The 24,774-nt window shown below is 72.8% G+C and carries 22 protein-coding genes; 14 read left to right on the top strand and 8 right to left on the bottom strand.

Features of this window, described 5'->3' with window-relative positions:
• Positions 1–57: 57 nt before the first annotated feature.
• From pdxT to ACK2IS_RS09300, 11 genes are all read left to right on the top strand, one after another.
• Positions 58–684: a pyridoxal 5'-phosphate synthase glutaminase subunit PdxT gene (gene pdxT / locus ACK2IS_RS09350; protein ID WP_409483071.1), complete on the top strand. Its 627-nt coding sequence runs from the start codon at positions 58–60 to the stop codon at positions 682–684.
• Positions 685–725: 41 nt separating this feature from the next.
• Positions 726–1,502 carry a YebC/PmpR family DNA-binding transcriptional regulator gene (locus tag ACK2IS_RS09345; protein WP_409483070.1) on the top strand — a complete coding sequence of 259 codons (777 nt, stop codon included), beginning with the start codon at positions 726–728 and terminating at the stop codon, positions 1,500–1,502.
• A 170-nt stretch (positions 1,503–1,672) separates the two neighbouring features.
• Positions 1,673–2,347 (top strand): crossover junction endodeoxyribonuclease RuvC, encoded by a 675-nt coding sequence (locus ACK2IS_RS09340; RefSeq protein WP_409483069.1) that lies wholly within the window; start codon positions 1,673–1,675, stop codon positions 2,345–2,347.
• 97 nt (positions 2,348–2,444) lie between these two features.
• On the top strand, positions 2,445–3,041 hold the full coding sequence (ruvA, locus tag ACK2IS_RS09335) for a Holliday junction branch migration protein RuvA (RefSeq protein WP_409483068.1): 597 nt from the start codon (positions 2,445–2,447) through the stop codon (positions 3,039–3,041).
• A gap of 114 nt (positions 3,042–3,155) precedes the next feature.
• Complete coding sequence (ruvB, locus tag ACK2IS_RS09330) at positions 3,156–4,202, top strand: Holliday junction branch migration DNA helicase RuvB (RefSeq protein WP_409485654.1); 1,047 nt, start codon at positions 3,156–3,158, stop codon at positions 4,200–4,202.
• 225 nt (positions 4,203–4,427) lie between these two features.
• Entirely contained in the window at positions 4,428–4,802 is a 375-nt protein-coding gene (locus ACK2IS_RS09325; RefSeq protein WP_409483067.1) for a preprotein translocase subunit YajC, read from the top strand.
• Entirely contained in the window at positions 4,802–6,877 is a 2,076-nt protein-coding gene (gene secD / locus ACK2IS_RS09320; protein ID WP_409483066.1) for a protein translocase subunit SecD, read from the top strand. Before ACK2IS_RS09325 ends, secD begins: the two co-directional genes overlap by 1 nt.
• Positions 6,874–8,169: a protein translocase subunit SecF gene (gene secF / locus ACK2IS_RS09315; protein ID WP_409483065.1), complete on the top strand. Its 1,296-nt coding sequence runs from the start codon at positions 6,874–6,876 to the stop codon at positions 8,167–8,169. The genes secD and secF overlap by 4 nt, the downstream gene beginning before the upstream one ends.
• Positions 8,170–8,201: 32 nt before the next feature.
• On the top strand, positions 8,202–8,762 hold the full coding sequence (locus ACK2IS_RS09310) for an adenine phosphoribosyltransferase (protein WP_409483064.1): 561 nt from the start codon (positions 8,202–8,204) through the stop codon (positions 8,760–8,762).
• Positions 8,763–8,920: 158 nt separating this feature from the next.
• The gene (locus ACK2IS_RS09305) at positions 8,921–11,161 is read left to right on the top strand and encodes a RelA/SpoT family protein (RefSeq protein WP_409485653.1); all 2,241 of its coding nucleotides are present in this window, start codon (positions 8,921–8,923) and stop codon (positions 11,159–11,161) included.
• Between the two features lie 63 nt (positions 11,162–11,224).
• On the top strand, positions 11,225–11,938 hold the full coding sequence (locus ACK2IS_RS09300) for a GNAT family N-acetyltransferase (protein ID WP_409483063.1): 714 nt from the start codon (positions 11,225–11,227) through the stop codon (positions 11,936–11,938).
• A 68-nt stretch (positions 11,939–12,006) separates the two neighbouring features.
• Here the strand turns inward: ACK2IS_RS09300 and ACK2IS_RS09295 are convergent, their stop codons facing one another.
• The 6 genes from ACK2IS_RS09295 to ACK2IS_RS09270 form a co-directional block, all read right to left on the bottom strand.
• Positions 12,007–13,563 (bottom strand): peptide MFS transporter, encoded by a 1,557-nt coding sequence (locus tag ACK2IS_RS09295; RefSeq protein WP_409483062.1) that lies wholly within the window; start codon positions 13,561–13,563, stop codon positions 12,007–12,009.
• Positions 13,564–13,846: 283 nt separating this feature from the next.
• Entirely contained in the window at positions 13,847–14,881 is a 1,035-nt protein-coding gene (locus ACK2IS_RS09290; RefSeq protein ID WP_409483061.1) for a DUF1648 domain-containing protein, read from the bottom strand.
• The gene (locus ACK2IS_RS09285) at positions 14,878–15,231 is read right to left on the bottom strand and encodes a GntR family transcriptional regulator (protein ID WP_409483060.1); all 354 of its coding nucleotides are present in this window, start codon (positions 15,229–15,231) and stop codon (positions 14,878–14,880) included. Before ACK2IS_RS09285 ends, ACK2IS_RS09290 begins: the two co-directional genes overlap by 4 nt.
• Before the next feature lie 111 nt (positions 15,232–15,342).
• A complete protein-coding gene (locus ACK2IS_RS09280; RefSeq protein ID WP_409483059.1) occupies positions 15,343–15,969 on the bottom strand; it encodes an endonuclease in 627 nt (208 codons plus the stop codon).
• A gap of 194 nt (positions 15,970–16,163) precedes the next feature.
• On the bottom strand, positions 16,164–18,272 hold the full coding sequence (locus ACK2IS_RS09275; protein ID WP_409483058.1) for a DUF349 domain-containing protein: 2,109 nt from the start codon (positions 18,270–18,272) through the stop codon (positions 16,164–16,166).
• The gene (locus ACK2IS_RS09270; RefSeq protein ID WP_409483057.1) at positions 18,269–19,132 is read right to left on the bottom strand and encodes a peptidylprolyl isomerase; all 864 of its coding nucleotides are present in this window, start codon (positions 19,130–19,132) and stop codon (positions 18,269–18,271) included. The genes ACK2IS_RS09275 and ACK2IS_RS09270 overlap by 4 nt, the downstream gene beginning before the upstream one ends.
• A gap of 90 nt (positions 19,133–19,222) precedes the next feature.
• Between ACK2IS_RS09270 and ACK2IS_RS09265 the strand changes: the two genes are divergently transcribed.
• The 3 genes from ACK2IS_RS09265 to ACK2IS_RS09255 all read left to right on the top strand — a co-directional run bounded on the left by ACK2IS_RS09265 (position 19,223) and on the right by ACK2IS_RS09255 (position 22,005).
• A complete protein-coding gene (locus tag ACK2IS_RS09265; RefSeq protein WP_409483056.1) occupies positions 19,223–19,924 on the top strand; it encodes an MBL fold metallo-hydrolase in 702 nt (233 codons plus the stop codon).
• 6 nt (positions 19,925–19,930) lie between these two features.
• Entirely contained in the window at positions 19,931–21,283 is a 1,353-nt protein-coding gene (gene hisS / locus ACK2IS_RS09260; RefSeq protein WP_409483055.1) for a histidine--tRNA ligase, read from the top strand.
• A gap of 122 nt (positions 21,284–21,405) precedes the next feature.
• Positions 21,406–22,005 (top strand): DUF1648 domain-containing protein, encoded by a 600-nt coding sequence (locus tag ACK2IS_RS09255; protein WP_409483054.1) that lies wholly within the window; start codon positions 21,406–21,408, stop codon positions 22,003–22,005.
• Between the two features lie 109 nt (positions 22,006–22,114).
• Here the strand turns inward: ACK2IS_RS09255 and ACK2IS_RS09250 are convergent, their stop codons facing one another.
• Entirely contained in the window at positions 22,115–23,869 is a 1,755-nt protein-coding gene (locus ACK2IS_RS09250; protein WP_409483053.1) for a TIGR03767 family metallophosphoesterase, read from the bottom strand.
• A gap of 106 nt (positions 23,870–23,975) precedes the next feature.
• Positions 23,976–24,674: a hypothetical protein gene (locus tag ACK2IS_RS09245; RefSeq protein WP_409483052.1), complete on the bottom strand. Its 699-nt coding sequence runs from the start codon at positions 24,672–24,674 to the stop codon at positions 23,976–23,978.
• Positions 24,675–24,774 lie beyond the last annotated feature (100 nt).

The raw sequence follows: 24,774 nt of genomic DNA, 5'->3' as shown, positions 1-24,774 counted from the left end.
GGGCGGGGAGGCCCGTCCGTCATACCCACGTCGTCGGCGGGACTAGGGTGGACGCCCGTGACCACCTCCCCCCGCATCGGAGTCCTCGCCGTCCAGGGCGACGTCCGAGAGCACGTCCAGGCCCTGCACACCCTCGGCGTGGCCACCGCCACCGTCCGCCGCGCCGTCGAGCTCGAGGGGCTGGACGGTCTGGTCATCCCCGGCGGGGAGTCGACCGTCATGGACAAGCTGGTGCGGGCCTTCGACCTGCAGGGCCCGCTGCGCGAGCGGATCGCGGGCGGTATGCCGGTCTACGGCTCGTGCGCGGGCATGATCATGCTCGCCGACCGGGTGGCCGACGCGACGAGCGACCAGCAGACCCTGGGCGGGATGGACCTGCTCGTGCGCCGCAACGCCTTCGGGCGTCAGGTGGACTCCTTCGAGGTCGACCTGCCGATCCCGGTGGTGCGCGACGGCGAGTCCGAGCCGGTGCGAGCGGTGTTCATCCGGGCGCCGTGGGTCGAGGAGGTCGGCGACGGCGTCGAGGTGCTCGCCGAGGTGCCGGCCGACGGGTCCTCGGGGCAGCGGGGCGGCAAGGTCGTCATGGCGCGGCAGGACAACCTGCTGGTCACGAGCTTCCACCCCGAGGTCACCGGTGACCTGCGCGTCCACGAGTACTTCGTCGACCTCGTGCGGGGCGCATAGACTAGGGCAGTTGCCAGGGCAGAACCAGCGAGGAGACTCTCATGAGCGGCCACTCCAAGTGGGCCACCACCAAGCACAAGAAGGCGGCGATCGATGCCAAGCGCGGCAAGCTCTTTGCCAAGCTGATCAAGAACATCGAGGTCGCGTGCCGCAACGGTGGGGCCGACCCCGCGGGCAACCCGACGCTGTACGACGCGGTCCAGAAGGCCAAGAAGAACTCCGTCCCCAACGACAACATCGACCGCGCCCTCAAGCGCGGCTCCGGTGCGGAGTCCGGCGGCGCCGACTGGCAGACGATCATGTACGAGGGCTACGCCCCCAACGGTGTCGCCGTGCTGATCGAGTGCCTCACCGACAACCGCAACCGCGCCGCGACCGAGGTGCGCGTCGCCCTGACCCGCAACGGCGGCAACCTCGCCGACCCGGGCTCGGTGGCCTACAACTTCTCCCGCAAGGGCGTCGTCGTGGTCCCCAAGCAGCAGAAGGGCAAGGAGACCACCGAGGACGAGCTGCTCGAGATCGTCCTGGACGCGGGCGCCGAGGAGGTCAACGACGAGGGCGACACCTTCGAGATCATCTCCGAGGCCACCGACTTCGTCGGCGTCCGCAAGGCGATCGAGGAGGCCGGGCTGGAGTACGAGTCGGCCGAGGCCAGCTTCGTGCCCAACCTCAAGGTCGACCTGGACGCCGCCGGCGCGACCAAGATGATGAAGGTCGTGGACGCGCTCGAGGACTCCGACGACGTGCAGAACGTCTGGACCAACGGCGACATCTCGGACGAGGTCGCCGAGGAGCTCGGGCTGAACGACGAGGACTGACCCGCTGCGGCACCGGACCGCGACGAGGGGCCGACCACCTGGGGTGGCCGGCCCCTCGTCCTGCGGCGGCGCGCCGCAGACCGCGGCGGCCCGCCGCGCTGATACGGTGGGCGTGCGAACGTGTGTTCGCCTCAGCGACTGTGTCGGTCGGGTCGGAAGGAGAGGGTGGCATGCGCGTCCTCGGTGTCGACCCCGGCCTGACCCGGTGCGGCGTGGGCGTGGTCGAGGGGGCGCCGGGCCGACCGTTGCGGATGGTCGCCGTCGGCGTCATCCGCACCCCGAGCGCCGATCCCGTCCACCAGCGACTGCTCACCCTGCAGGTGGAGCTGGACGAGTGGCTGCACGCGCACGATCCCGATGCGATCGCCGTCGAGCGGATGTTCGCCCGCGGCGACGTCGCCAACATCATGGGCACGGCCCAGGCGAGCGCGGTGCCGATGCTCGCCGCGGCGCGGAGGGGACTGCCGCTCGCCCTGCACACCCCCAGCGAGGTCAAGGCGGCGGTCACCGGGAACGGCCGGGCCGACAAGGCCCAGGTCACCACCATGGTGATGCGGGTGCTCGGGCTGGACGAACGACCGACCCCGGCCGACGCGGCCGACGCGCTGGCCCTGGCGATCTGCCAGGTATGGCGAGGAGGCGCGGCGAGCCGGCTGGAGAGCGCGGTCGCCGGCACCCGCGTGGCCGAGGCCCTGGACGCCGCCCGCCGACGCCAGGGCGAGGCTCCGAACCGGTGGCAGCAGGCCGTCGCGCAGCACCGTGCGAGCGGGGGCGGGTCGGCTGCGGCGCGGGCGGCCGTCGTGGCCGCAGCCCGGCGTCAGCGCGTCACGCGGGGGACCGGGTGACCAGGACCGAGGGGCCTGCGGTCCGTGCCGTCGTGGCTGCGCCGGTCCTGGGGCGGCAGCCCCGTCGTACCAGCAGCGTCGTCGTGGAGGAGAGCTCATGATCGCGTCGGTGTCCGGAACCGTCCTGGCCGCCCGCCTGGACGGTGTCGTCGTCGAGGTCGGCGGCGTCGGGATGCTGGTCCACACGACGCCCGCCACGGCGGCCTCGGTGCGCCCCGGGCAGGAGACCCGGCTGGCGACGACCCTGGTGGTGCGGGAGGACTCGCTCACGCTCTACGGGTTTGGCGACGAGGACGAGCGGGTGCTCTTCGAGCAGGTGCAGACGGTGTCCGGGGTCGGGCCGAAGGTTGCGCTGGCGATCTTGTCGGTCCTCGCGCCCGATGTCGCCCGGCAGGCCATCGCCACCGGCGACCTCACGACCCTGACCAAGGTCCCCGGCATCGGCCGCAAGGGGGCCGAGCGGATCGTCCTGGAGCTGCGGGACAAGGTCGGGGTGCTGCCGGGAGCCACCGCGCCGAGCGAGGGCGTCGCCGCGGCGCCGGCCGGTGCGCAGCCGCAGGTCGTCGAGGCGCTCGTCGGGCTGGGCTGGTCGGCCAAGCAGGCCGAGGACGCGGTCGGTCGGGTGCTGAAGGCCGGGGGAGCGGGCACCACCAGCGAGATGCTGCGGGCTGCTCTGCGCGAGCTGGGGCGCTGACCGGTGGAGATCGAGACCGGGCTGCCCGAGACCCGGCATGGCGCGCCGGGCCGCGGCGGTGCGGCGTTCGACGAGACGGCCCACGACGACGGGAGCTTCGACGCGACCGCCCGGGTGGTGGACGCGCGCGGCACCGACGACGAGCAGCGGGTCGAGGCGGCGCTGCGACCCAGGCGGCTGGGCGAGTTCCCCGGTCAGCCGCGGGTGCGCGACCAGCTCTCCCTCGTCCTGGAGGCCGCCCGGCGACGCGACGCGGTGCCCGACCACATCCTGCTGTCCGGCCCGCCCGGCCTGGGCAAGACGACGCTCGCGATGATCGTCGCCGCCGAGCTGGAGCGCCCGATCCGGGTGACCAGCGGGCCCGCGATCCAGCACGCCGGCGACCTGGCCGCGATCCTGTCCAGCCTCGCCGAGGGCGAGGTCCTCTTCCTGGACGAGATCCACCGGATGGCGCGCCCGGCCGAGGAGATGCTTTACCTGGCGATGGAGGACTTCCGGGTCGACGTCATCGTCGGGAAGGGGCCCGGGGCGACGGCGATCCCGCTGGAGCTGCCGCCGTTCACCGTCGTGGGGGCCACGACGCGGGCCGGGCTGCTGCCCGCGCCGCTGCGGGACCGCTTCGGGTTCACCGGGCACCTGGACTACTACTGCGCCGCCGACCTGGCCGCGATCCTGGGACGGTCCGCCCGGCTGCTCGGGGTCGAGGCCGAGGACGACGGGATCGCCGAGATCGCCGGTCGGTCGCGGGGGACCCCGCGCATCGCCAACCGCCTGCTGCGCCGGGTCCGCGACTGGTCCCAGGTGCACGGGCGCGGCGTGGTCGACCTGGAGGCCGCCCAGGAGGCGCTGGCGCTCTTCGACGTCGACCCGCGCGGCCTGGACCGGCTCGACCGTGGCGTCCTGGAGCTGCTGTGCACCCGCTTCGGGGGCGGGCCGGTGGGGTTGTCCACGCTCGCCGTCGCGGTGGGGGAGGAGCCGGACACCGTGGAGACCGTCGCCGAGCCCTATCTCGTGAGGGAGGGCTTCATGGTGCGCACGCCCCGCGGGCGGGCCGCGACGGCCCTGGCCTGGGAGCACCTGGGCCTGCGGGCGCCCGCGCAGGCTCCGGGAGCCGGTATGGCGCCGCTGCCGCTGGAGGGCGGGGACGGCCGCTTCTCCTGATCGACGTGCCGACGACCGCTCCCGAGCCGGTGGGCGCGCGTCCGGGCAGCGCTTCGGGGGTGGACGCGGTGGCGGGGCGGGCGGGCGTGGTGGTTGGCTGCAGGAGCGGCACGCCCCGTAGACTGCCGAAAAGGAACACACACCGTTGCCCACGGTGCTCCCGTCGTCACCCACCGTGGTGATCGCGGGGGTGTGGTGGGCCGCCATACCGACCGAGAGCAGCCGATGACCCCACTGACTGTGCTCGCCGTGGCCACCGCCGCGGCGGACGACGGTGGTGTGCTGCCGGTGCTGATGGTCCTGCTGCCCCTGCTGCCGCTGGCCTGGTTGTGGTTCGCCGCCCGCCGGCGCCGGCGGGCGGTCGAGGCCGAGTCCGCGGCGACCCTGGCCTCCGTGCGCCCCGGCCGTCAGGTGCTCACCACCTCCGGCCTCGTCGGCACCCTGAGGTCACGCGAGGACGGGTTCGCCCGCCTCGAGGTGGCCCCAGGCGTCGTCCTGACCTTCGACGAGCGCGCCCTGCTGGGCGAGGCTCCGGAGAACGCCCCCCGCACGGGCGGCGTCCTGCCCGTCCCGACCGCATCACCCAAGGAAGCCGACTGATGGCCCGCAATCCCCGCACGAGAGGAGCGCGCCGGACCCTCACCTGGTTCTTCGTGCTCCTCCTCGGCCTCTATGCGCTGCTCGCCGGCGTGACCACCTGGGGCTCCGCCCAGTGGACCCCCAAGCTCGGTCTGGATCTCGCGGGAGGCACGCAGGTCGTGCTCGCCCCGCAGGTCCAGGGTGGGCAGGCCCTCGACGAGTCCCGGATGAACGAGGCCGTCAACATCATGCAGAAGCGTGTCGACGGCTCCGGCGTCGCCGAGGCGGAGGTGTCGACGCAGGGCGGCCGCAACATCGTGGTCAACCTGCCCAAGGGCACGCCGCAGGAGACCGTGGACTCGCTCAAGAAGTCCTCGATGATGCGCTTCCGCCCGGTCCTGATCGAGGCTGTCGGCGCCGCCACGCCGCAGCCCACCGCCACGGCGAGCGGCGTGCCGGTGCCGGGCGCGACCGCTCCGGCAGCCACGCCGGCCACGCCCACCGCCACCCCGACCAAGCCGGTGGTCACTCCGGCCAAGCCGGTGGTCACTCCGGCGAAGCCCGCGGGCACACCCGCGAAGCCGGTGGTCACTCCGGCGAAGCCGCCGGCCTCGCCCGCGAAGCCGGCTGCCACCGCCACCCCGAGCTCGGCCGGCGCCCTCGTGCCCCCGGCTGCCGCCCAGCTCGCGCCGCGAGCGACGGCGACGGCCACGGCACCGGCACCCGCCGCCACGCCCGTGAAGCCCGCGGCGACGCCCGCGAAGCCGCCCGCCACGTCCGTGAAGCCTGCGGCGCCGGCCGTGAAGCCCGCCGGCCCGGCCTCGACCCCGACCGCCACCACCCCGGCCGGCCCCCTCGCGCCGGCCGCCACCACCCCCGGTGCGGCTCCCAAGGACGCCAGCGACCCGGCCTGGATCACGCCGGAGCTGCAGGCGCAGTTCGAGAAGCTGAACTGCACCGACAAGAACCTCGACCTGAAGGTCGACGACGACCCCAAGAAGCCGATCGTCACCTGCTCCACCGACCGCAGGGACAAGTACATCCTCGGCCCGGCCGAGCTGGAGGGCGCCGACATCGCCGACGCGACCGCCGGCCTGCAGCCCACCCAGGGTGGTGGCACGGGCACGGAGTACGGCGTCAACCTGACGCTGACCGGTGACGGCGGCAAGAAGTTCGCGGACCTGTCCAAGCGGCTGCTGACCCTGCCGCAGCCGCGCAACCAGTTCGCCTCGGTGCTCGACGGAGAGGTCATCGTCGCCCCCCGCATCACGGTCCCGATCTACGACGGCAAGTCCTCGATCACCGGTGGCTTCACGGACGCCTCGTCCCAGTCGCTCGCCCAGCAGCTGAAGTTCGGTGCGCTTCCCATGTCCTTCCGGGTCGAGACCCAGGACACGGTCAGCCCCACCCTGGGTGCGGACCAGCTCCAGAAGGGTCTGCTCGCCGGTCTGGCGGGCTTCCTGCTCGTCTGTCTCTACGCGCTGTTCCAGTACCGCGCGCTGGGTCTGGTCACCATCGCCTCCCTGCTCGCGGCTGCGGCGCTGACCTACGTCTCGATCACCCTGCTCGGCTGGTCCCAGAACTTCCGCCTCTCGATGGCGGGAGTCACCGGTCTGATCCTGTCGATCGGTATGACGGCGGACTCGTTCATCATCTACTTCGAGCGCGTGCGCGACGAGATCCGCGAGGGCCGCTCCATCCCCGCGGCCGTCGAGGCGGGGTGGCAGCGGGCCAAGGGCACCGTGATCATCTCCGACCTGGTCAACCTCATCGCCGCGGTGGTGCTCTACCTCCTCGCGTCGAGCAACGTGCGCGGCTTCGCGTACACCCTCGGTCTGACCACGCTCATCGACGTGGTCATCGTGTTCCTCTTCACCCATCCCATGCTGGCGCTGCTGTCCCGCACCCGCTTCTTCGGCGAGGGTCACCCGATGTCCGGCTTCGACCCGAAGGCGCTGGGGGCCAAGCCCGCTCGCTACCGCGGTCGTGGTCAGTTCCGTGACCCGGACGCCGAGCTGGCGGCCCTCGAGGCCGAGCGTGAAGCGGCCCGCGGGCGCGACGCGAGCTATTCCAAGGAAGGCGGGGCCGTGCTGTGAGCAGGATCTCCGATCTCGGCAACGACCTCTACACCGGTCGCCGCGGCCTGGACTACGTCGGCCGCCGCTGGCTGTGGTTCGCCATCTCCGGCCTCGTCCTGGCCCTGTGCGCAGGAGCGCTGGCGCTCAAGGGACTCAACCTGGGTCTGGAGTTCCGCGGCGGCTCGGAGTTCCGGGTGGCCGGCATCTCCGACACCACCGGCTTCGAGACCCGCGCCAAGGACACCGTGGAGGCTGCGGCCGCCAAGGCCGGCTCTCAGGCCGGCAACGTCACGGTGACCAAGGTGGGTGGCAGCTCGATCCGGGTCCAGACCGAGAAGCTGGAGGAGGGCCCCACCCAGGCGGTGTCCAACGCCCTCGCCGACCGGTTCTCGGTGGGTCGCGACGCCGTCTCCAGCACCTTCGTCGGTCCGTCCTGGGGCCAGACGGTGAGCCAGCAGGCGCTCCGGGCGCTGCTGATCTTCTTCCTGATCGTCTCCATCGTCCTGGCGTTGTACTTCCGCACCTGGAAGATGTCGCTGGCGGCGCTGATCGCCCTGGTGCACGACATGGTCATCACCGTCGGGCTCTACACGCTGCTCGGCTTCGAGATCACCCCGGCGACGATGATCGGCTTCCTCACCGTCCTGGCCTACTCGCTCTACGACACCGTCGTGGTCTTCGACAAGGTCAAGGAGAACGTGCGGGCGGCCGAGCACACGGGCCGGCAGTCGTACAGCCAGGCCGCCAACCTCGCCGTCAACCAGACGCTGGTGCGCTCGATCAACACCTCGATGATGTCGGTGCTCCCGGTCACGGTGGTGCTCGTCGTGGGCCTGCTGATCATCGGCCCGGGCGTGCTGCTCGACCTGGCGCTGGTGCTGCTGGTCGGCATCCTCGTCGGCGCCTACTCCTCGGTCTTCATCGCCACCCCGGTGCTCGCGCTGCTGCGTGAGCGGGAGCCGGCGATGCGCGAGCAGGCCCGTCGTGCCCGCCGCTTCCAGGAGTCCCGCGGCGGGGCGAACTTCTCCGGCGTGCTGACGTCCGACCTCGGCCGTCACGACACCCACTCCACGACCCGCGACGAGGGAGAGCTCGTCGCCACGGGTGCGGCCACGCGGGGCGGCGGTGCCACTTCGGCCACGACATCCACCCGCCCGGTCGGCGGGGCCACCCGGGCCGGGGCGGCGGCGGGCACGCGCGAGCGGCCGGTCCACCCGGCGGCCTCCGGCGGACGCCGCCCGCTGCACCCCAACGCCACCCAGACGGGGCCGCGCAACCAGCCCCGACGGACCCCGCGGTCCAAGCGGTGACCCGAGGGTCACGACGCGATAGGTTCTCCCGCGTGACCCACACCGACACCGAGCCGCGCGACCAGCAGCTGCAGGAGACTGCCGCCCTGGTCGCGCGGCTCATCCGCGACATCCCCGACTTCCCGACCCAGGGCGTGCTGTTCAAGGACTTCACCCCGCTGCTCGCCGACGGGCCGGCGTTGCGGGCCGTGGTCGACGACATCGCCCGCCGCCACCGGGGCGACTGCGAGGTCGTCGTCGGCATGGAGGCCCGGGGGTTCATCCTCGGGGCAGCCGTCGCCTACGCCCTGGGCGTGGGCTTCGTGCCGGTGCGCAAGGGGGGCAAGCTCCCCGGCGCGACGGTCAGCGCGGACTACACGCTGGAGTACGGTCAGGCGACCCTGGAGATGCACGCCGACGCGCTGGCCCCCGGATGCCGGGTCCTGGTCCTCGACGACGTGCTGGCGACGGGCGGCACCGCGGCCGCGACCTGCGCCCTGGTGGACAGGTGCGGCGGCATCGTCTCCGCGTGCGAGTTCGTGCTGGAGATCGACGCCCTGGGCGGCCGCGAGCGGCTGGCGGGGCGTCGGGTGATCTCGCTCGTCCACGCCTGAGCACCACCTAGGATGACGGGATGACGAGCCCCGCCGAGGACGCCACCGCCCTGCGTGCCGAGCCTGACCCCTCGGTGGCCGGTCGTGGTCCGGTCGCGTCGGCGACGGCGGGCGCCCCGATCAACGAGCCGCCCGCGCCGCTGCTGGCACCGGCGCGGATGCGGGCCCGGCTGGCCCGGCTCGGGGGACGGTCCTCGGCGCATCCCGTGCTGGAGCCGATCCTGCGGTCGGTGCGGCTGACTCACCCCAAGGCCGACACCAGCATCATCGACCGGGCCTATGTCGTCGCCGAGCGCTGCCACCGCGGCCAGACGCGCAGGTCCGGCGACCCGTACATCACCCACCCGCTCGCGGTGTCCACCATCCTCGCGGACCTCGGCATGCCGCCGTCCACCATCGCCGCGGCGCTGCTGCACGACACGGTCGAGGACACGGCATACAGCCTGGACGAGCTGCGGCGCGAGTTCGGTGACGAGATCGCCCGGCTCGTCGACGGGGTGACCAAGCTCGACAAGGTGACCTACGGCGACGCCGCCCAGGCCGAGACGGTTCGCAAGATGGTCGTGGCGATGGCCCGCGACATCCGGGTCCTCGTCATCAAGCTCGCCGATCGCCTCCACAACGCCCGCACCTGGCGCTACGTGCCCGCCTCCTCGGCGGCCAAGAAGGCCCGCGAGACCCTCGAGATCTACGCGCCGCTGGCGCACCGCCTGGGCATGAACACCATCAAGTGGGAGCTGGAGGACCTCGCCTTCGCGACGCTGTACCCCAAGGTCTACGAGGAGATCGAGCACCTCGTGGCCGAGCGTGCGCCGGCGCGCGAGGAGTACCTCGCCAGCGTGCGGGAGCTGGTGCTGCACGACCTGGACGCGGCCCGCATCAAGGCCACCGTGACCGGGCGGCCCAAGCACTACTACAGCGTCTACCAGAAGATGATCGTGCGCGGGAAGGAGTTCGACGAGATCTTCGACCTCGTCGGGGTCCGGGTCCTGGTGGAGTCGGTGCGCGACTGCTACGCGGCGCTCGGGGCGATGCACGCCCGCTGGACGCCGGTGCCCGGGCGGTTCAAGGACTACATCGCCACCCCCAAGTTCAACATGTACCAGTCGCTGCACACCACGGTGATCGGCCCGGGCGGCAACCCGGTGGAGATCCAGATCCGCACCCACGCCATGCACCGGCGCGCGGAGTTCGGCGTCGCGGCCCACTGGAAGTACAAGGAGGACGGGCCGCGCGGGGCGATGCCCACCGAGGACGGCCAGACCGACATGTCCTGGCTGCGCACCCTCGTGGACTGGCAGTCCGAGACCAGCGACCCGGGGGAGTTCCTGGACTCGCTGCGTTTCGAGATCAACACCCAGGAGGTGTTCGTCTTCACCCCCAAGGGGGAGGTGATCGGGCTGCCGGCCGGGTCCACGCCGGTCGACTTCGCGTACGCCGTGCACACCGAGGTGGGTCACCGCTGCATCGGGGGGCGGGTCAACGGCCGGCTCGTGCCGCTGGAGTCGCGGCTGGAGAACGGCGACGTCGTCGAGGTGCTCACCTCCAAGGCGCCGGACGCCGGGCCCAGCCACGACTGGCTGAACTTCGTACAGAGCCCTCGGGCGCGCAACAAGATCCGCGGCTGGTTCTCCAAGGAGCGACGCGAGGAGACCGTCGAGGCGGGCAAGGACGCCCTCGCCAAGCAGCTGCGCAAGCAGGGGCTGCCCGTGCAGCGGCTCACCTCGGTCGAGTCGCTGACCGCGCTGGCCCGTGAGCTGCACCTGTCCGACATCGCGGGGCTGTATGCCGCGGTCGGCTCCGGCACCATCTCCGCCCAGCACGTCGTCGGGCGCATGCTCGCCCAGGCCGGCGGCGAGGAGGGGTTGACCGAGGACGCCGCCGAGACGATCTCGCCCGCGTCCAGGCGCACCCGCCGCGTCCGCGCCACCGACCCCGGCGTGGTCGTTGTCGGCACCGACGACGTGTGGGTCAAGCTCGCCAAGTGCTGCACGCCGGTGCCGGGCGACGACATCATCGGCTTCGTCACCCGCGGCCACGGGGTGTCGGTGCACCTGCGGGACTGCACCAACGCCGCCGACCTGCTCAGCGAGCCCGAGCGTCTCATCGACGTCCAGTGGTCGCCGACGGCGTCCTCGGTGTTCCTCGTCCAGATGCAGGTCGAGGGTCTGGATCGCTCCCGGCTGCTGGCCGACGTCACCCGGGTCCTCGCCGACCTGCACGTCAACCTGCTCTCGAGCGCCTCCTCGACCACGACCAACCGGGTCGCGATCTTCAAGTTCACCTTCGAGATGGGTGATCCCGCTCACCTGGAGCACGTGATGCGGGCGGTGCGCAAGGTCGACGGCGTCTTCGAGGTGAGCCGCGTCGGTGGTTCCCGCAAGATGGAGCAGCAGTAGTCCGCGGAACCCTTCCGCCATACCCGCCCCCGGCGCAGGCCGGTGGCGTGACGAGGAGCCGTCGTGCGCAGGAACGAGCGTGACCAGCCCATCGGGGACGACGTGTGGGGCTGGCACCCGGTGGTCCTCCCGCGCGGGGTCCGGCTCGTCGGGCACGAGGTCACCCTCGTGGACCTGACGACGGACCACGTGTCCGACCTGTTCGAGCTGACCTGCGGAGAGGGCGACGAGGGGCTGTGGACCTACATGACGGCCGGGCCCTTCCGCACCACCACGGAGCTGGCGGCCTACCTGCGCAAGTCGATGGACAACCCGACGCAGATCCCCCTGGCCATCGTCGGCAACGAGACCGGCCGGGTGGTCGGCACCGCGTCGTGGCTGCGGGCCAACGTGACCGACGGGGTGATCGAGGTCGGGACCATCCTCTACTCGCCCGAGATGCAGCACCACCGCGGCGGCACCGAGGCGATGTACCTCATGGCGCGGCACGCCATCGACGAGCTCGGCTACCGGCGCTACGAGTGGAAGTGCGACGACCTCAACACCGGTTCCCGGGCCGCGGCGGAGCGGTACGGCTTCACCTACGAAGGCACCTTCCGCAAGCACATGGTCTACAAGGGCCGTAACCGGGACACCGCGTGGTACTCCATGACCGACGACGAGTGGCGTCGCCTGCGGCCGGCCTACGAGCGGTGGCTGGCAGACGACAACTTCGACGAGCACGGGCGCCAGCGGACGCGGCTGTCCGAGCTGACAGCGGCGGCCCTGGGACGCTGAGGACCCCGGGCGTATGCCGGAGGGAGCGGCGCCTGGGCACCGCTCCCTCCGCCATACCGACTGACGACTCAGTGGGTGCGAGCCGCCCGCGCGGAGTCGGCGGCCTCGCGGCGCATGTCCTCGACGTCCTTCATCTTGCGCTGGGTCCAGGGGACGAGCGCGAAGAGGATGAGCGAGCACACCAGCGTCATCGCGCCGAGCGTGTAGTAGAACGTCGCGTCGGAGAGCTTGGCCATGCCCTTGATGAGCAGGGCGGCGACGCCCTGGCCGACGGCGGACGTCAGCAGCCACAGCGCCATGGACTGGCTGGCGAAGGCCTTGGGCGCGAGCATCGTCGTGGCGGACAGGCCGACGGGGGACAGGAAGAGCTCGGCGACGGTCTGCACGACGAAGACCATGGCGAGGAAGTACGCCGGCGAGAGGCGGTCGCCGCCCGGCCAGGTGCTGTAGGCCCAGCCCATGAGCAGGGCGCTCAGACCGATGAGGGTGACCGCGAGGGCGAACTTCGCCGGGGTCTGCGGGAACCGGCCGGCGCGGCGGGTGAAGAACCAGCCGACGAGGGGCGCCAGCAGGACGATCGCGAAGGGGTTGACCGACTGGTACCACTCGGGGTTGATCTTCACCCCGCCCAGGGACAGCTGGGTGTTGTCCGAGGCGAAGGTCGCCATCTTGACCGAGGCCTGCTCGAAGATCATGAAGAACATCACGCCGCCGACCCACATCGGCAGGTAGGCCGCCAGGTGGCTACGCTCGTTGGCGGTGACCTGCGGGCTGCGGAACATCATCCAGAAGTAGCCGATGCCGGCCAGGATGGACAGCGCCGCGACGGTGTCGACGATCGCGGACGTGGTCTCCCCGCCCTCGAGGGCGGAGAACAGCAGGTACATCAGCCCGGTGCACACGACGACCGCGACGGTGACCAGCGCCAGGCGCGAACGGTCCTTGCCCGTCAGGGGGTTCGGGACGGTCATCCCGATGCCGTGGAGGGTCTTGCGGCTCAGCAGGAAGGTGACCAGGGCGAAGGCCATGCCGACGGCGGCGGCGGAGAAGCCCACGTGGTAACCCCACCGGTCCTTGAGAGCGGCCACGACCAGGGGGGAGAAGAACGCGCCGATGTTGACGGCCATGTAGAAGATCTGGAAGCCACCGTCGCGCCGGGGGTCGTCCTGGTCGTAGAGCTCGCCGACCATGGTCGACAGGTTGGGCTTGATGAAGCCGGTGCCGAAGGCCACCAGGCAGATGCCCAGCCAGGCCGTCGCCGCGGCGGGCAGGGCCAGGCAGATGTGGCCGAGCATGATGATGATGCCGCCGTAGAACGTCGACCGCCACGCGCCGAGCAGCCGGTCGGCCGCGAGCCCGCCGGGGATGGCGAGCAGGTAGACGGCCGCGCCGTACGTCGCCACCACGGCCTCACCGGTGGACTTGGGGATGCCCAGGCCGCCGTTGGCGATCGTGTCGACGATGAAGTACAGCAGGATCGCCTTCATGCCGTAGTAGGAGAAGCGCTCCCACAGCTCGATCTGGAAGATCCAGGCAAGGCCACCCGGGTGACCGAGGAAGCCTCGGTCCTCCCGGGACGAGCGGGCCGGCGGACTGATGGGGGATGGGTCGTGGACGGTGGCCATGGCTGGCTGCCTCTCCTCGGTGGCGTGCACCGCGCCCGGTCGGGCGGCGGGCGGCCGCCCGGGCCTCGGGCCCACGTCGGTGGGGAGCCCGAGCTGCCGGTCCCCACGGGGGGCGACGAGCGGGGGCGAGGCGGCCGGGCTCGATCCTAAGGAGCGGCTCGGGGTCCGCGGTGCCTGGGGGGCGGGCAAGGGTGGCCGACCCGCGCGGCCCCGGCCGGCACCCAGCCGGCACCCGGCCGGCCTGGGCGTATGCCGGAGGCCGGGGCCGGCATCCGCCCAGGCGTCAGGACCGGGCGGTGAGGGTCCGCAGGAGCGAGGCGCCGGTCGCCGCGTCGTCGACCGTGATGGTGAGGTGCCGGCCGGAGGTCGCGGTGACGCGCAGGGCCGCGCCGTTGCGGATGACCACGGCCGGGCCGTGCGCGCCCATCCGGTAGCCCCAGCCGCCGTACTCCCCGATGGTCACCTGGGTCGCCTCCGCCGACGTGATCCGGTCGAGGGGCATCCGGCCCCGGGGCCAGCCGAGCGGGGTGCGCCAGGTGAGCCCGCGCCGGTCCACGGTGACCGTGACCGCGGAGGTCATCGCCCCGACGAGCGGGATGACGGCGGGCACCAGCGCGCTCTGCCAGCTGCGGGTCACGACCGGGGCGACCAGACCGATGACGAAGGCGACGGCCAGGACGACGAGCAACCAGCGCGGCGCCTCGGCGCGGGAGGTCCACACGGCCCGGGCGCCCGGACGCAGCGCGGTGGGGCGGGCGGGCTGGAGGGCGTGGATACCCGGCGCGCGGTCCGGGCACAGGCGCCAGACGACCAGCGCGACCAGCAGCGCGGGCAGGGTCCACAGCAGCCCGCCGAGCACGGGGTTGCGGACGTCCTCGGCGCGGGCGACGTCCAGGTGGACGACGAGCTGGCGCACGAGCAGCAAGGCCATGACCAGGGTCAGGCCGACGACGCCGGCGACCAGGTAGCGGGAGGCGCCGCTCACGCCCGGTCGACGACGCGTGAGGTGGGCCAGCAGCGCGAGCGCGGGGACGAGGACGAAGGCCAGGAGGACGCCGAGGGAGGTGCTCCGGGACTCGAAGCCGTTCGGGACGCCGTGGGCGTCGAAGTGGTTGGCCATCCGGGACGGCACCCGGCCCCACCACAGGGCGACGGCGCCGAGGCTGCCGAGGACGGCGAGCAGGAGCGGTGGGCCCGCGACGAGCAGCTGCCGGCGACGGGCGGCGGCGTCGGTGGCGTCCGTGGTGTGGGCAGCACCGGCGGGGTGAGCGTTGGTGGGCTGGGTGCTGGTGGGTTGGGTGCTGTCGTGGTTGGTCATGACCGGGCCTCCTGGTCGAGGAGATCGTGCAGCTGGGGGAGGGTGAGGCCGTGTCGTCGGCCGGCCTCGAGGAAGGTGCGCGCCGTCTGCTCGAGCTCGGCGGTGTCCAGGCCCTTGGTGGTGACGACGGCCCCGCGACCGCGGCGCAGCTCGACGGCGCCGTCGTCGCGCAGGGTGTTGTAGGCCCGCAGGACGGTGTGCATGTTGACTCCGAGGCTGGCCGCGAGGTCGCGGGCTGCCGGGAGCTTGTCGCCGGGGCCGACCTCGCCGCGCAGGATCGCGCCGCGGATCTCGCCGACGAGCTGGCCGTACAGCGGCTCGGCGGATTCCGGATCGATGGTGATGAGCATGGAACAAATCTTATTTGTTCTAGAGCAAATAGAACAAGATCGTTCGTGAACTTTCGTGGCTGGCTCGCACGGTCGGAGGCGGGAGAGCAGGCGTGGTGAAGGGATCGACGCTCAGGCGTCGAGCAGGGCAGGCTTGCGGGCCACCCGGACGAGCGCCGCGCACAGGCGCGCGAGGTCCTGGGCAGGCACGAGTGCCGCGAGCTCGGGCGCCGTGGTCGGCAGGCCGGCGGCCGCCGCGCCCTGGCGGACCAAGGCATCCACCTGGGGGCCGACCTGCGGCCACACCACCTGAACCTCGCGCAGGAAGATCGCAGCCGCCGTGGGCCCGATGCCGGTGAGCTCCTGAAGCAGCCGGGTGATCTCGCGAGGGTCGTCTCCGGCCTCGGCATGCAGCCGCCGCAGGTCCCCGCCCCACCGGTCGAGCAGCAGCGCGGCGTTCTCGTCGAGGCGGGTGGCGGTGCTGACGTCGTAGCGCCGATAGCCACCGCGCCCCAGCGCGTCGACGCGCGAGCGCCAGGTGCTCGCACGCAGGCTCCGGGGCGTGGTCCATCCGGCGTCGTAGAGCTCGCGGGCCGTCCGCACGGCCACCGTCGAGGCGATGCGGGTCGAGAGCAGCTGGGTGAGCACCAGCAGCTGCCACAGCGAGCCCGGCTCGTCGGCCAGGTCGATCCCGGCGTCCTCGGCGAAGGTCCGGCCGTGCTCGGCCACCAGGCGGCGCGCGATCTCGGACTGCGTCATCGTCTCTCTCCGGTCGGGAGGGCCACGAGGGGCGGCCGGGGTACGACGGCCGCGGCGCCCCCTCCCTGCGGGAGGAGGCGCCGCGGCTCGGCATACACCTGGGGTCGGTCGAAGGACCCGAGCCACCCGACCGCCGGGGGTGGTCGGATCCGCCTGGGTAACGAAGCCCGGCGGATCCGACGACCGGCGGTAGGTCAGGACTGGGCGCGCTGCACCATCTCGAGGAGCCGACGGCGCGCGGCGAGGTTCTCCTCGGCCTTCGCGATCGTGGCGGCGTCGCCGGTGGCCCTGGCCCGCTCCAGCGCCTTGTTCTCCTTCTCCAGGGCCCTCTCGATCTGCTCGGCGAACGCGGAGGCGCGGTGGTTGACCTCCGGGTTGGACGTCTTCCAGCGAGCGTCCTCGGCGTCGCGGACGGCCTGCTCGACCTTGCGCAGCTCGCCCTCGATGCGACCCATCTCCGAGCGGGGCACCTTGCCGGCCGCGTCCCACTTGTCCTGGATCGTGCGCAGCCTGCCCTTCGCCGCGGCCAGGTCGGTGATCGGCAGGAGCGCCCTGGCCTCGACGAGCAGCGCCTCCTTGACCTCCAGATTGGCGCGGAACTCCTTGTCCTCCTCAGCCGACTGGGCGTCCTTGGCGTCGAAGAACGCGTCCTGCGCGGCCTTGAACCGGGCCCAGAGCGCGTCGTCGTCCTTGCGGCCTGCCCGACCGGCCCGGCGCCACTGGTCCATGAGGCGCTTGTAGGCGCCCGCCGTCTGGCCCCACTCGGTGGAGGTGGACAGCTTCTCCGCCTCCGCGACGAGGCGCTCCTTGGTGGCCTTGGCCTCGGTCTGGGTGGACTCCAGCTCGGCGAAGTAGACGCGCCGAGCCTTGTCGAAGGAGTTGCGGGCGTGCGAGAACCGCTGCCACAGCGCGTTCTCCGTCTCGCGGTCGAGCTTGGCGGAGGTGCGCTGGTGCTGCTTCCACTCGTCCAGCAGCTCGCGGATGCGGGTGCCCGAGGACTTCCACTGGGTCTTGGCGGGATCCTGGGCGGCGATCTGCTCGGCCTCGGCGACGATCGCCTCGCGCTCGGTCCGGGCCTGCTCCCGCGCCGCGGCACGCTCGGTCGCCTCGACCTGCTTGCGGGCCTCGATGGCCGTCGCGATCGACTCGATCTTGGCGTCCAGCTGCGGCAGGTCGCCCACGACGTTGGCCTCGCCGACGTGCTCGCGCAGCTTGGCCAGGTCGTCGGTGGCCTCCTTGGCGGACAGGCCGGTCTGCAGGACGCGGTGGTAGAGCAGCTCGGCGGCCGCCCACATCTCGTCATACTTGCGGGCGAAGTAGGCGAGTGCGTCCTCGGCGGACGCGCCGGGGTAGGAGCCCACAGCGCGCTCACCGTCCGGGGTGCGGACGAAGACGGTGCCGTCCTCGGCCACCCGACCGAAGGTCGCGGCGTTGCTCGGCGTGGCTGCCGGGGGTGCGACCGTCGACGCGGTGGCCGAGGACGGGCGCGGAATCACCGCCGGGCTGGGCTTGACCGTGGCGGGCGAGGGGGCCCCCGGGCGGGCGGCCGGGGCCGACGGCTGCGCGGGCCTCGCCTCGGACGTGCTGTCGGACGTGGCTGGCACGCCGGACGTCCCGGTGGCCAGCCTGGACGTCTCGGCGGGCGTGGTGTCGTCCTGGGACGCGGCCCCGACCGTGCCGTCCGGGGTCGCGACGACGACCGGCTCGGCACCCTCGGAGGACGCGACGCGCTCGGCCTCCTCCTGGGTGTCGGGGCAGATGTCGTCCGCGCCGGTGGTCGCCGGCGCCGGGGTGGAGGTCTCGCCAGCGGCCGACGGCGGGGCCTGCATGCCGTTGTCGTCGTCGGGGCTCCCGGCGGCGTCGGTGCCATCCGTGGCCTGCGGGGCATCCCTGGTCGTGTCGCCGCCGGAGACCAGACCGCCGAGGGCGCCGGTGAGCGCCCCCAGGACCGCTCCGCCGACCTTGGCGACCGTCTCGACGGGACCGGCCTTGGCGCCCTGGCTGGCGTCGGCCGCCTCGCCGGTGGCGGGGGCCCCCGCGGCGGCGGCCGCGGGGGCGGCAGGCTGATCGGTCTCGGGCAGGCTCGAGTCCGCGGCCTCCGTGGCCGCGACCTCGGTCTCGGGAGCGCCCTGGGTGGTCGCCCGGGCGTCGGTGGTGGGCTGGCCGGCGCCTCCTCCCGGGGCGGTGGCGGGCTCCACGCCGACCTCCGCGGGTGCGGCCTCGGGCGACTCGGCCGACACGGCGGCGTCGACCTCGGAGTCGGGGTGGGCGGAGGTCTGCTCGGGCTGGTTGGACACGGTCATGCCTTCTTCTCTGTGACGGAGACCTTGAGGATGGAGATCGCGGTCTTCGGATGGCCGTCGCCGGGACCCATGAAGTCGTCGACGCCGGTTGCGGCGATGCGGTCCACCATATCCAGCCCGGCGGTCACCCTGCCGAAGATGGAGTAGCCGCCGCCTGCGGGGGCCAGCTGCGTGTCCTTGTAGACCACGAAGAACTGCCCGCCGTTGCTCTTGGGGTCCTTGGTGCGCGCCATCGCCAGGGTGCCGCGGGGATAGGTGCCGTCGGCCGGCGCATGCTCGACGCCATAGCCGTAGCCCGGGCTGCCGTTGCCCCTGCCGGTGGGGTCACCGCACTGCAGGACGTAGATGCCGGACGTGGTCAGGCGGTGGCAGGGGCTCGGCGCCCAGTAGCCCTGCCGCGCGAGGAAGAGGAAGGACGCCACGGTCTGCGGGGCGGCCTTGCCGTCGAGCTCGACGGTGATCGGCCCGCAGTTCGTCTCGATGGTGGCGACCCAGGTCTTGCCCGCGGCGGTGGCCGCGTCCGGGGCCGAGGGCCAGGTGCTGGGGGTGGCCTGGGGTGAGGGCGGGGTGGAGCAGTCCAGCCCGGCCGCGGCGGCCCCGCTGCCCGCGGCGGTGGGGGCGACGGTGGCCTGCGGCGAGGGGGCGATGGTGCGGGTGCCGCCGGTCGACGGGGTGGCGGAGGGATCGCCCTGGCCCAGGGTCATGGTCACCCCGACCACCATCGCGAGGACCAGCGCCACGGTGGCGAGCACCGCGAGCAGCCGCCGTCGGTGGGCGGTGCGGGCGGACTGCTGGGCCCGCTTGGTCTCGACCCGGGTGGCGCGCCGGCGCGCCCTGGCCTTGTCCTGCTCCTTCGTCACGCTGTGCAGTCTAGGGATGACGTATGGCGAGGAGGGCAGCGACAGGCCCGGTTTTCGCGGCGGGATGGGGCGCCCGACTAGGCTGGGTCGGTGCTCGTACTCGGATTCCCGGCGCAGGCCTATGCCACCAACTGCTACGTCGTCGCCCCGGCGGCGGGGGAGCAGTGCCTCGTGGTCGACCCCGGTTTCGGCGTCGTCGACCAGCTGGAGGCGCTGCTGCGCGAGCACCGGCTCAAGCCCGCCGCGGTGCTCCTCACCCACGGTCACCTGGACCACGTGTGGTCGGTGACGCCGGTCTGCACGACCGGGGACGACGCGGACCTGACGGCATACATCCATGCCGACGACGCCTATCGTCTCGCGGACCCGGCCAGGGACCTGGAGCCGCAGCTGGTGCGGATGTTCGAGCGGCAGTTCGGTGCGGCGATGACCTGGCGGGAGCCGAGCGCGGTGCAGACCGTCGCCGACCGCCAGCACCTCGACCTCGCCGGCCTCGGGGTGGACGTGCTGCACGCCCCCGGGCATACCGAGGGGTCGGTGATGTTCACGCTCCCCGGCGTGCCCGACGGGGTCCCCGTCGAGGCCGAGCAGACCCTGCTCGCGGGGGACGTGCTCTTCGCCGGCTCCATCGGCCGCACCGACCTGCCCGGCGGCAGCCACGACGCGATGATGCGCTCCCTGCGCGAGGTCGTGCTGCCCCTGGCCGACGACACCCTCGTCCTGCCCGGCCACGGCCCCGCCTCCACGATGGCGCGTGAGCGCGTGACCAACCCCTACCTCAAAGGACTCTGACCACCAGTGAGCACCAAGATCGCCCCGCTGTCCGGCTTCCCGGAGTGGCTGCCCGCCGAGCGTGTCGTCGAGCAGGCCTTCCTCGACGTGATCCGCGAGACCTTCGAGCTGCACGGCTTCGTCAGCGTCGAGACCCGCGCGGTCGAGCCCGTGTCGCGCCTGCTCGGCAAGGGTGGTGACGCCGACAAGGAGATCTACGGCGTGCACCGGCTCGCCGCCGACGCGGACGACAAGGACGCCGACGACCCGGACAAGGCGCTCGGCCTGCACTTCGACCTGACCGTGCCGTTCGCCCGCTACGTCCTGGAGAACGCCGGCAGGCTGACCTTCCCCTTCCGGCGCTACCAGATCCAGAAGGTCTGGCGTGGCGAGCGTCCGCAGGAGGGTCGCTTCCGCGAGTTCACCCAGTGCGACATCGACATCGTCGACGTGGGCGAGCTGGCTGCGCACCACGAGGCGGAGATGCCGCTCGTCATCGCCGACGTCTTCAGCCGGCTGCCGATCGGCGACTACCGGATCCAGGTCAACAACCGCAAGATCCCCGAGGGCTTCTACCTCGGGCTGGGGCTGACCGACGTCGTCGGCACCCTGCGGATCGTGGACAAGCTCGACAAGATCGGCCCGGAGGGCGTCACCGAGCTGCTGGCCGCCGCCGGCGCGACCGACGAGCAGATCTCGCAGTGCCTGCGGCTGGCCGAGATCTCCTCGCAGGACACGTCCTTCGCCGACCGGGTGCGCGCGCTCGGGGTCTGCCACCCCACCCTGGACGAGGGCCTGGCCGAGCTCACCGCCGTCATGGAGGCCGCGATCGCCGAGCGGCCCGGCGTCCTCGTCGCCGACCTGCGGGTCGCCCGCGGTCTGGACTACTACACCGGCACGGTCTACGAGACCCAGCTGGTCGGGCACGAGGCCTACGGCTCGATCTGCTCCGGCGGGCGGTATGACGCGCTGGCCTCCGACGGGCGGACCACCTATCCCGGCGTCGGCATCTCCATCGGCTTGTCCCGGCTGCTCGCGAAGCTGGTCGCCGGTGGCCTGGTCACCGCCACGCGGCCGACGCCGACGTGCGTGGTCGTCGCCCTCGGCGTGGAGGAGGACCGGCCCCGGGCCCGGGCCGTCGCCGCAGAGCTGCGGTCCCGCGGCATACCCACCGAGATCGCGCCGAGCGCCGCGAAGTTCGGCAAGCAGATCAGGTTCGCCGACCGGCGGTCGATCCCCTTCGTGTGGTTCCTCGGGGCCGACGGCGCGCCCGACTCGGTCAAGGACATCCGCTCCGGCGAGCAGGTCGAGGCGAGCTCGGACACCTGGGTGCCCCCGGCCGAGGACCTGCACCCCACGCTGCAGCGCGTCGAGGCCTGACCCCCGCACCACGCCCACCCCCACCCCCCTCGTCCAGGATCGTGTGCGTCGCCCGCCGGAATCCGGCTGCGGACGCACACGATCCTGCGAGGGTGAGAGGGGGGCGGCATATGCTCGGACGTATGACGCAGGCGGACGAGACCTGGCAGGAGCGCGAGCGACGCCGCGCCGAGGTGGCGCGCACAGCACGGGAGCTGCCGCGGGAGCCGATGGAGCCGCTGGTGCGGGTCCTGGCCGCCCTGGCCGTGAGCGCCTGGGTCGGGGTGCTCGTCTGGTCCTGGCGGATGCTGCCCGAGCGGGTGCCGCTGCACTGGGGTGACGGGTCGGGTCACCCGGACCGGTGGGGCGGCCGCACCGAGTGGCTGATCACCTCGCTGCCCGTCGGGCTGCTGGTGCTCTCGATGCCGTTCCTGTCGCGGTTGTCCTTCGTGTGGCCCGACGGGATCAACGCGCCGCACAAGGAGTGGTGGCTCGACGAACCCCGCAGGCTGGTGACCTTCGAGCGGCTGGTGCGCGAGGACCTGTGGCTGATGACGGCGTCGACCCTGGCGTTCGTGACCGCGATGGAGGGGCTGACGGTGGTGTCGGCCCGACGCGGTGACGCCGTCCTCCCGGAGGGCTGGTTCTGGGGACTGCTGGGCGGCTTCCTGCTGCTGATCGGTCTGGCGACGCTACGGATGGTCCGGGGCTCGCGCTACCGCCCCACACCCCACCCGGCCTGACCTGAGTCCACCAGGATCGGGTGCGTCACCCGCCGGAATCCGGCGGGTGACGCACCCGATCCGCAGAGGATGGGGGTGGGGCGGCGGGTGAGGAGGGCGGAGGCGGCGCTCAGGCCAGAGGGTTGACCAGCAGCAGCTCGGTGTTGCGGTCGGCGGGGGTCCCCAGCTGGCCGAGGTCGGCGTGCAGGTCGTTGAAGGACATCTCGCGATAGACCGAGGCGAGCGCCTGCGGCGAGCCGTCGGTGTATGACGCCTGGTAGGGCGCGTCCGACTCCACCAGCGTGGTGAAGATCGACAGGGTCCCGTCGGCGTTGTCCGCGACCTCGATCAACCGTGCGTGCTGGGGGAAGTCGATGTGGCTGGCGGTGTTGATCTCCCAGAAGGAGTGCGCCGGCGTGCGACCCCGCTGCGCGGTGATCTTGTTGGCGTGGGTGTGGCCGTTCACCCAGGCCAGGACGTTGGGGTAGTGCTTGAGCATCGCCACGAGCTCGACGCCGGCGTGCCGGATGCCCGTGCCGTCGAGGGGCAGCGCGAGGTTGCCCATGGTCCCGGACGTGTGGTGGCTGAAGAGCACGAACAGCTCGTCCTGCACCTGGTGCCGACGCTCGACGCCCGCCCAGTCGTCGTACCGCGAGCTGCCGCGGGTGAGCACGTCCGCCAGCCAGCGCCACTGCACGTCGTCGATGGAGCCGTCGGTCCAGCCGGCGCGGTTGGTGGAGTCCAGGCTGATCCCGGTGATGCCCGGCGCGAGCGGGAAGGTGTAGTAGCCGCGACCGGAGTCGACGGCGTCCTGGGTGAAGCCGTGACCGACCGGGCCCGGGCCGGTGGCGTCGGCCCGCAGGTGCGCGGCCATGAACTGCTGCGGGGTGAACGGCGCCCGACGCGCGTCCGGCGTCACCCGCCAGCTGCTCGTGGGCCGGGTGTCCGCGGCGGCGGGGGCGGCCACTCCGGGGTGGGTGACGGCCTTCTGCAGGGCGGCGGCGGCCTCGGGGTCGGGGAAGCCGTTGAGCTTGAGGGAGCCGGTGTAGGCCGCCGCGAGCGGGGAGGCGCTGGGCAGGACCCCGGAGATGGAGTCGTCGTGGTTGCCGAAGACGGCGTACCAGGGCATCGACAGGCCGGGGGAGGAGTGCGTGGCCATGGCCCGGTCCAGGAACCCGGGCAGCTGCGGGAACCCGGCAGCCTTGTAGCGGTCGACGACGGGCAGCTCGGGGTTGTAGTAGCGCTTGTCGCCGCTGGCCTGGACGCCCTCCCAGCGGGTGGCCGCTCCGGTGTTGGGGGTGATCTCGCCCCCGGACAGCACCCGGATGAACCAGTCCAGCTCGACGTGCTCGTGGTTGTCGGTGTTGTCGCCGGTGGAGACGGCGCAGGACAGCGGCAGCCCGGTCCACGGGGCGGCGGTGATCGCGTTGAGCCGACGCACCAGGCTGACGCCGCCCTGGGTGCCCAGCGCCTCGTGGGGCCGGAAGGCGCTGCCGTTGACCAGGGTGAGCCACTCGAAGCGGACCGGCGACTGGGCGTCCAGCATGTGCAGGTCGGTGAGGTGGGCGAAGGCGAGGCGCCCGGTGCGGCGCTCGTCCCGGCCCGGGCGCGCGGTGGCGAGCTCCTCGCGCACGACGAGCGGGTAGCCGGGTCCTGCGGTGAGGCGGCGGTAGCCCGTCGCGCCGGCGGGGGCGGCGGCCGCCTCCAGGGTGGTGCCGGCGGTCGTGACCGCGCGGGCGGCCGTCAACGACAGGGCCGCGGCGCGGGCGGAGGGGGTGACCGTCAGGCCCACGAGCGCGGCGGCGGTGCTGCCGAGGACGGCGCGGCGGGAGACGGGGTGGCGTGAGGCGGGAGGGCGGGAGGCGGGGTGGGACTGGTGGGGCATCGGATCACGTCCTGGGCGGCAGGGACTGGTCGGGTCCAGTCTGGAACCCTGCGGTGCGCGGCACGGTGCCGGGGCCCGCCCCGTGACCCGGTCGCGGGTGGTGCCGTTACTCGGGGGTACGACCTGTCACGCTGCGCCTAGGTATGGGTGCGGGTGCGGGGTCGGGCGACGTCGTCGGCGTCGCTCCCGGCGTCCCCGCGGCCCGCGGCGGGCGCAGCCCGTGCTCGCGCAGCTCCAGGGTCGCCAGCCGCCGGATGACGTCCAGGTCCCGCCGCCGCCACGCCCCGACGGGGTCGTCGGACACCCGGGCGAGCACCGGCAGCGGCTGGGCGGCCATGGCCCGCAGCGCGAACAGGTCCAGGTCGGCGTCCGCGTCGAGGAACCGCTGCGCGACGGTCGCCTGGCGGATGAACGAGAACCGCCGGGAGAGCCACCAGACCGCGGCGAGGACCACGGGTATGGCGGTGACCACGATCCCGAGCACCGTGGCGACCTGGTGGATCTGGTCGACCAGCGCCGTCGAGGACTGGGCGATCCCGTCCCCGGTGCCGGACGCCTTGTCGAAGGGCACGCGCAGCTTGTCGCCCACCATGGGCACGTCGCCCACCGACGCACTGGCATCGTGCATCGACCGACTCAGGTCCCGGGCCCGGGTGCTGATGCCGACGACCGGCTCGGCGAGGGCGGCGACCGTGTCGGTGACCAGGCGACCTGCCCACACCCACAAGGCGATCCAGAGCAGGAGACCCAGGTCGCCGAGGACCTGGCCGACGCGGCGGGCGGGGGTGGCGGCATACAACCTCATGGGACCAGTCTGGCCCTGCCCACCCCGCCGGGACGCCCGACCCGGCCGTGCGTAGACTCGCTGCTGCGTCCGCCGCCCGCACCCCTGGCGGCACCGGGAC

This window comes from Arsenicicoccus dermatophilus (assembly GCF_046267915.1).
GTDB lineage: Bacteria > Actinomycetota > Actinomycetes > Actinomycetales > Dermatophilaceae > Arsenicicoccus > Arsenicicoccus dermatophilus_A.
This window is presented reverse-complemented; position numbering and strand designations above follow the sequence as displayed.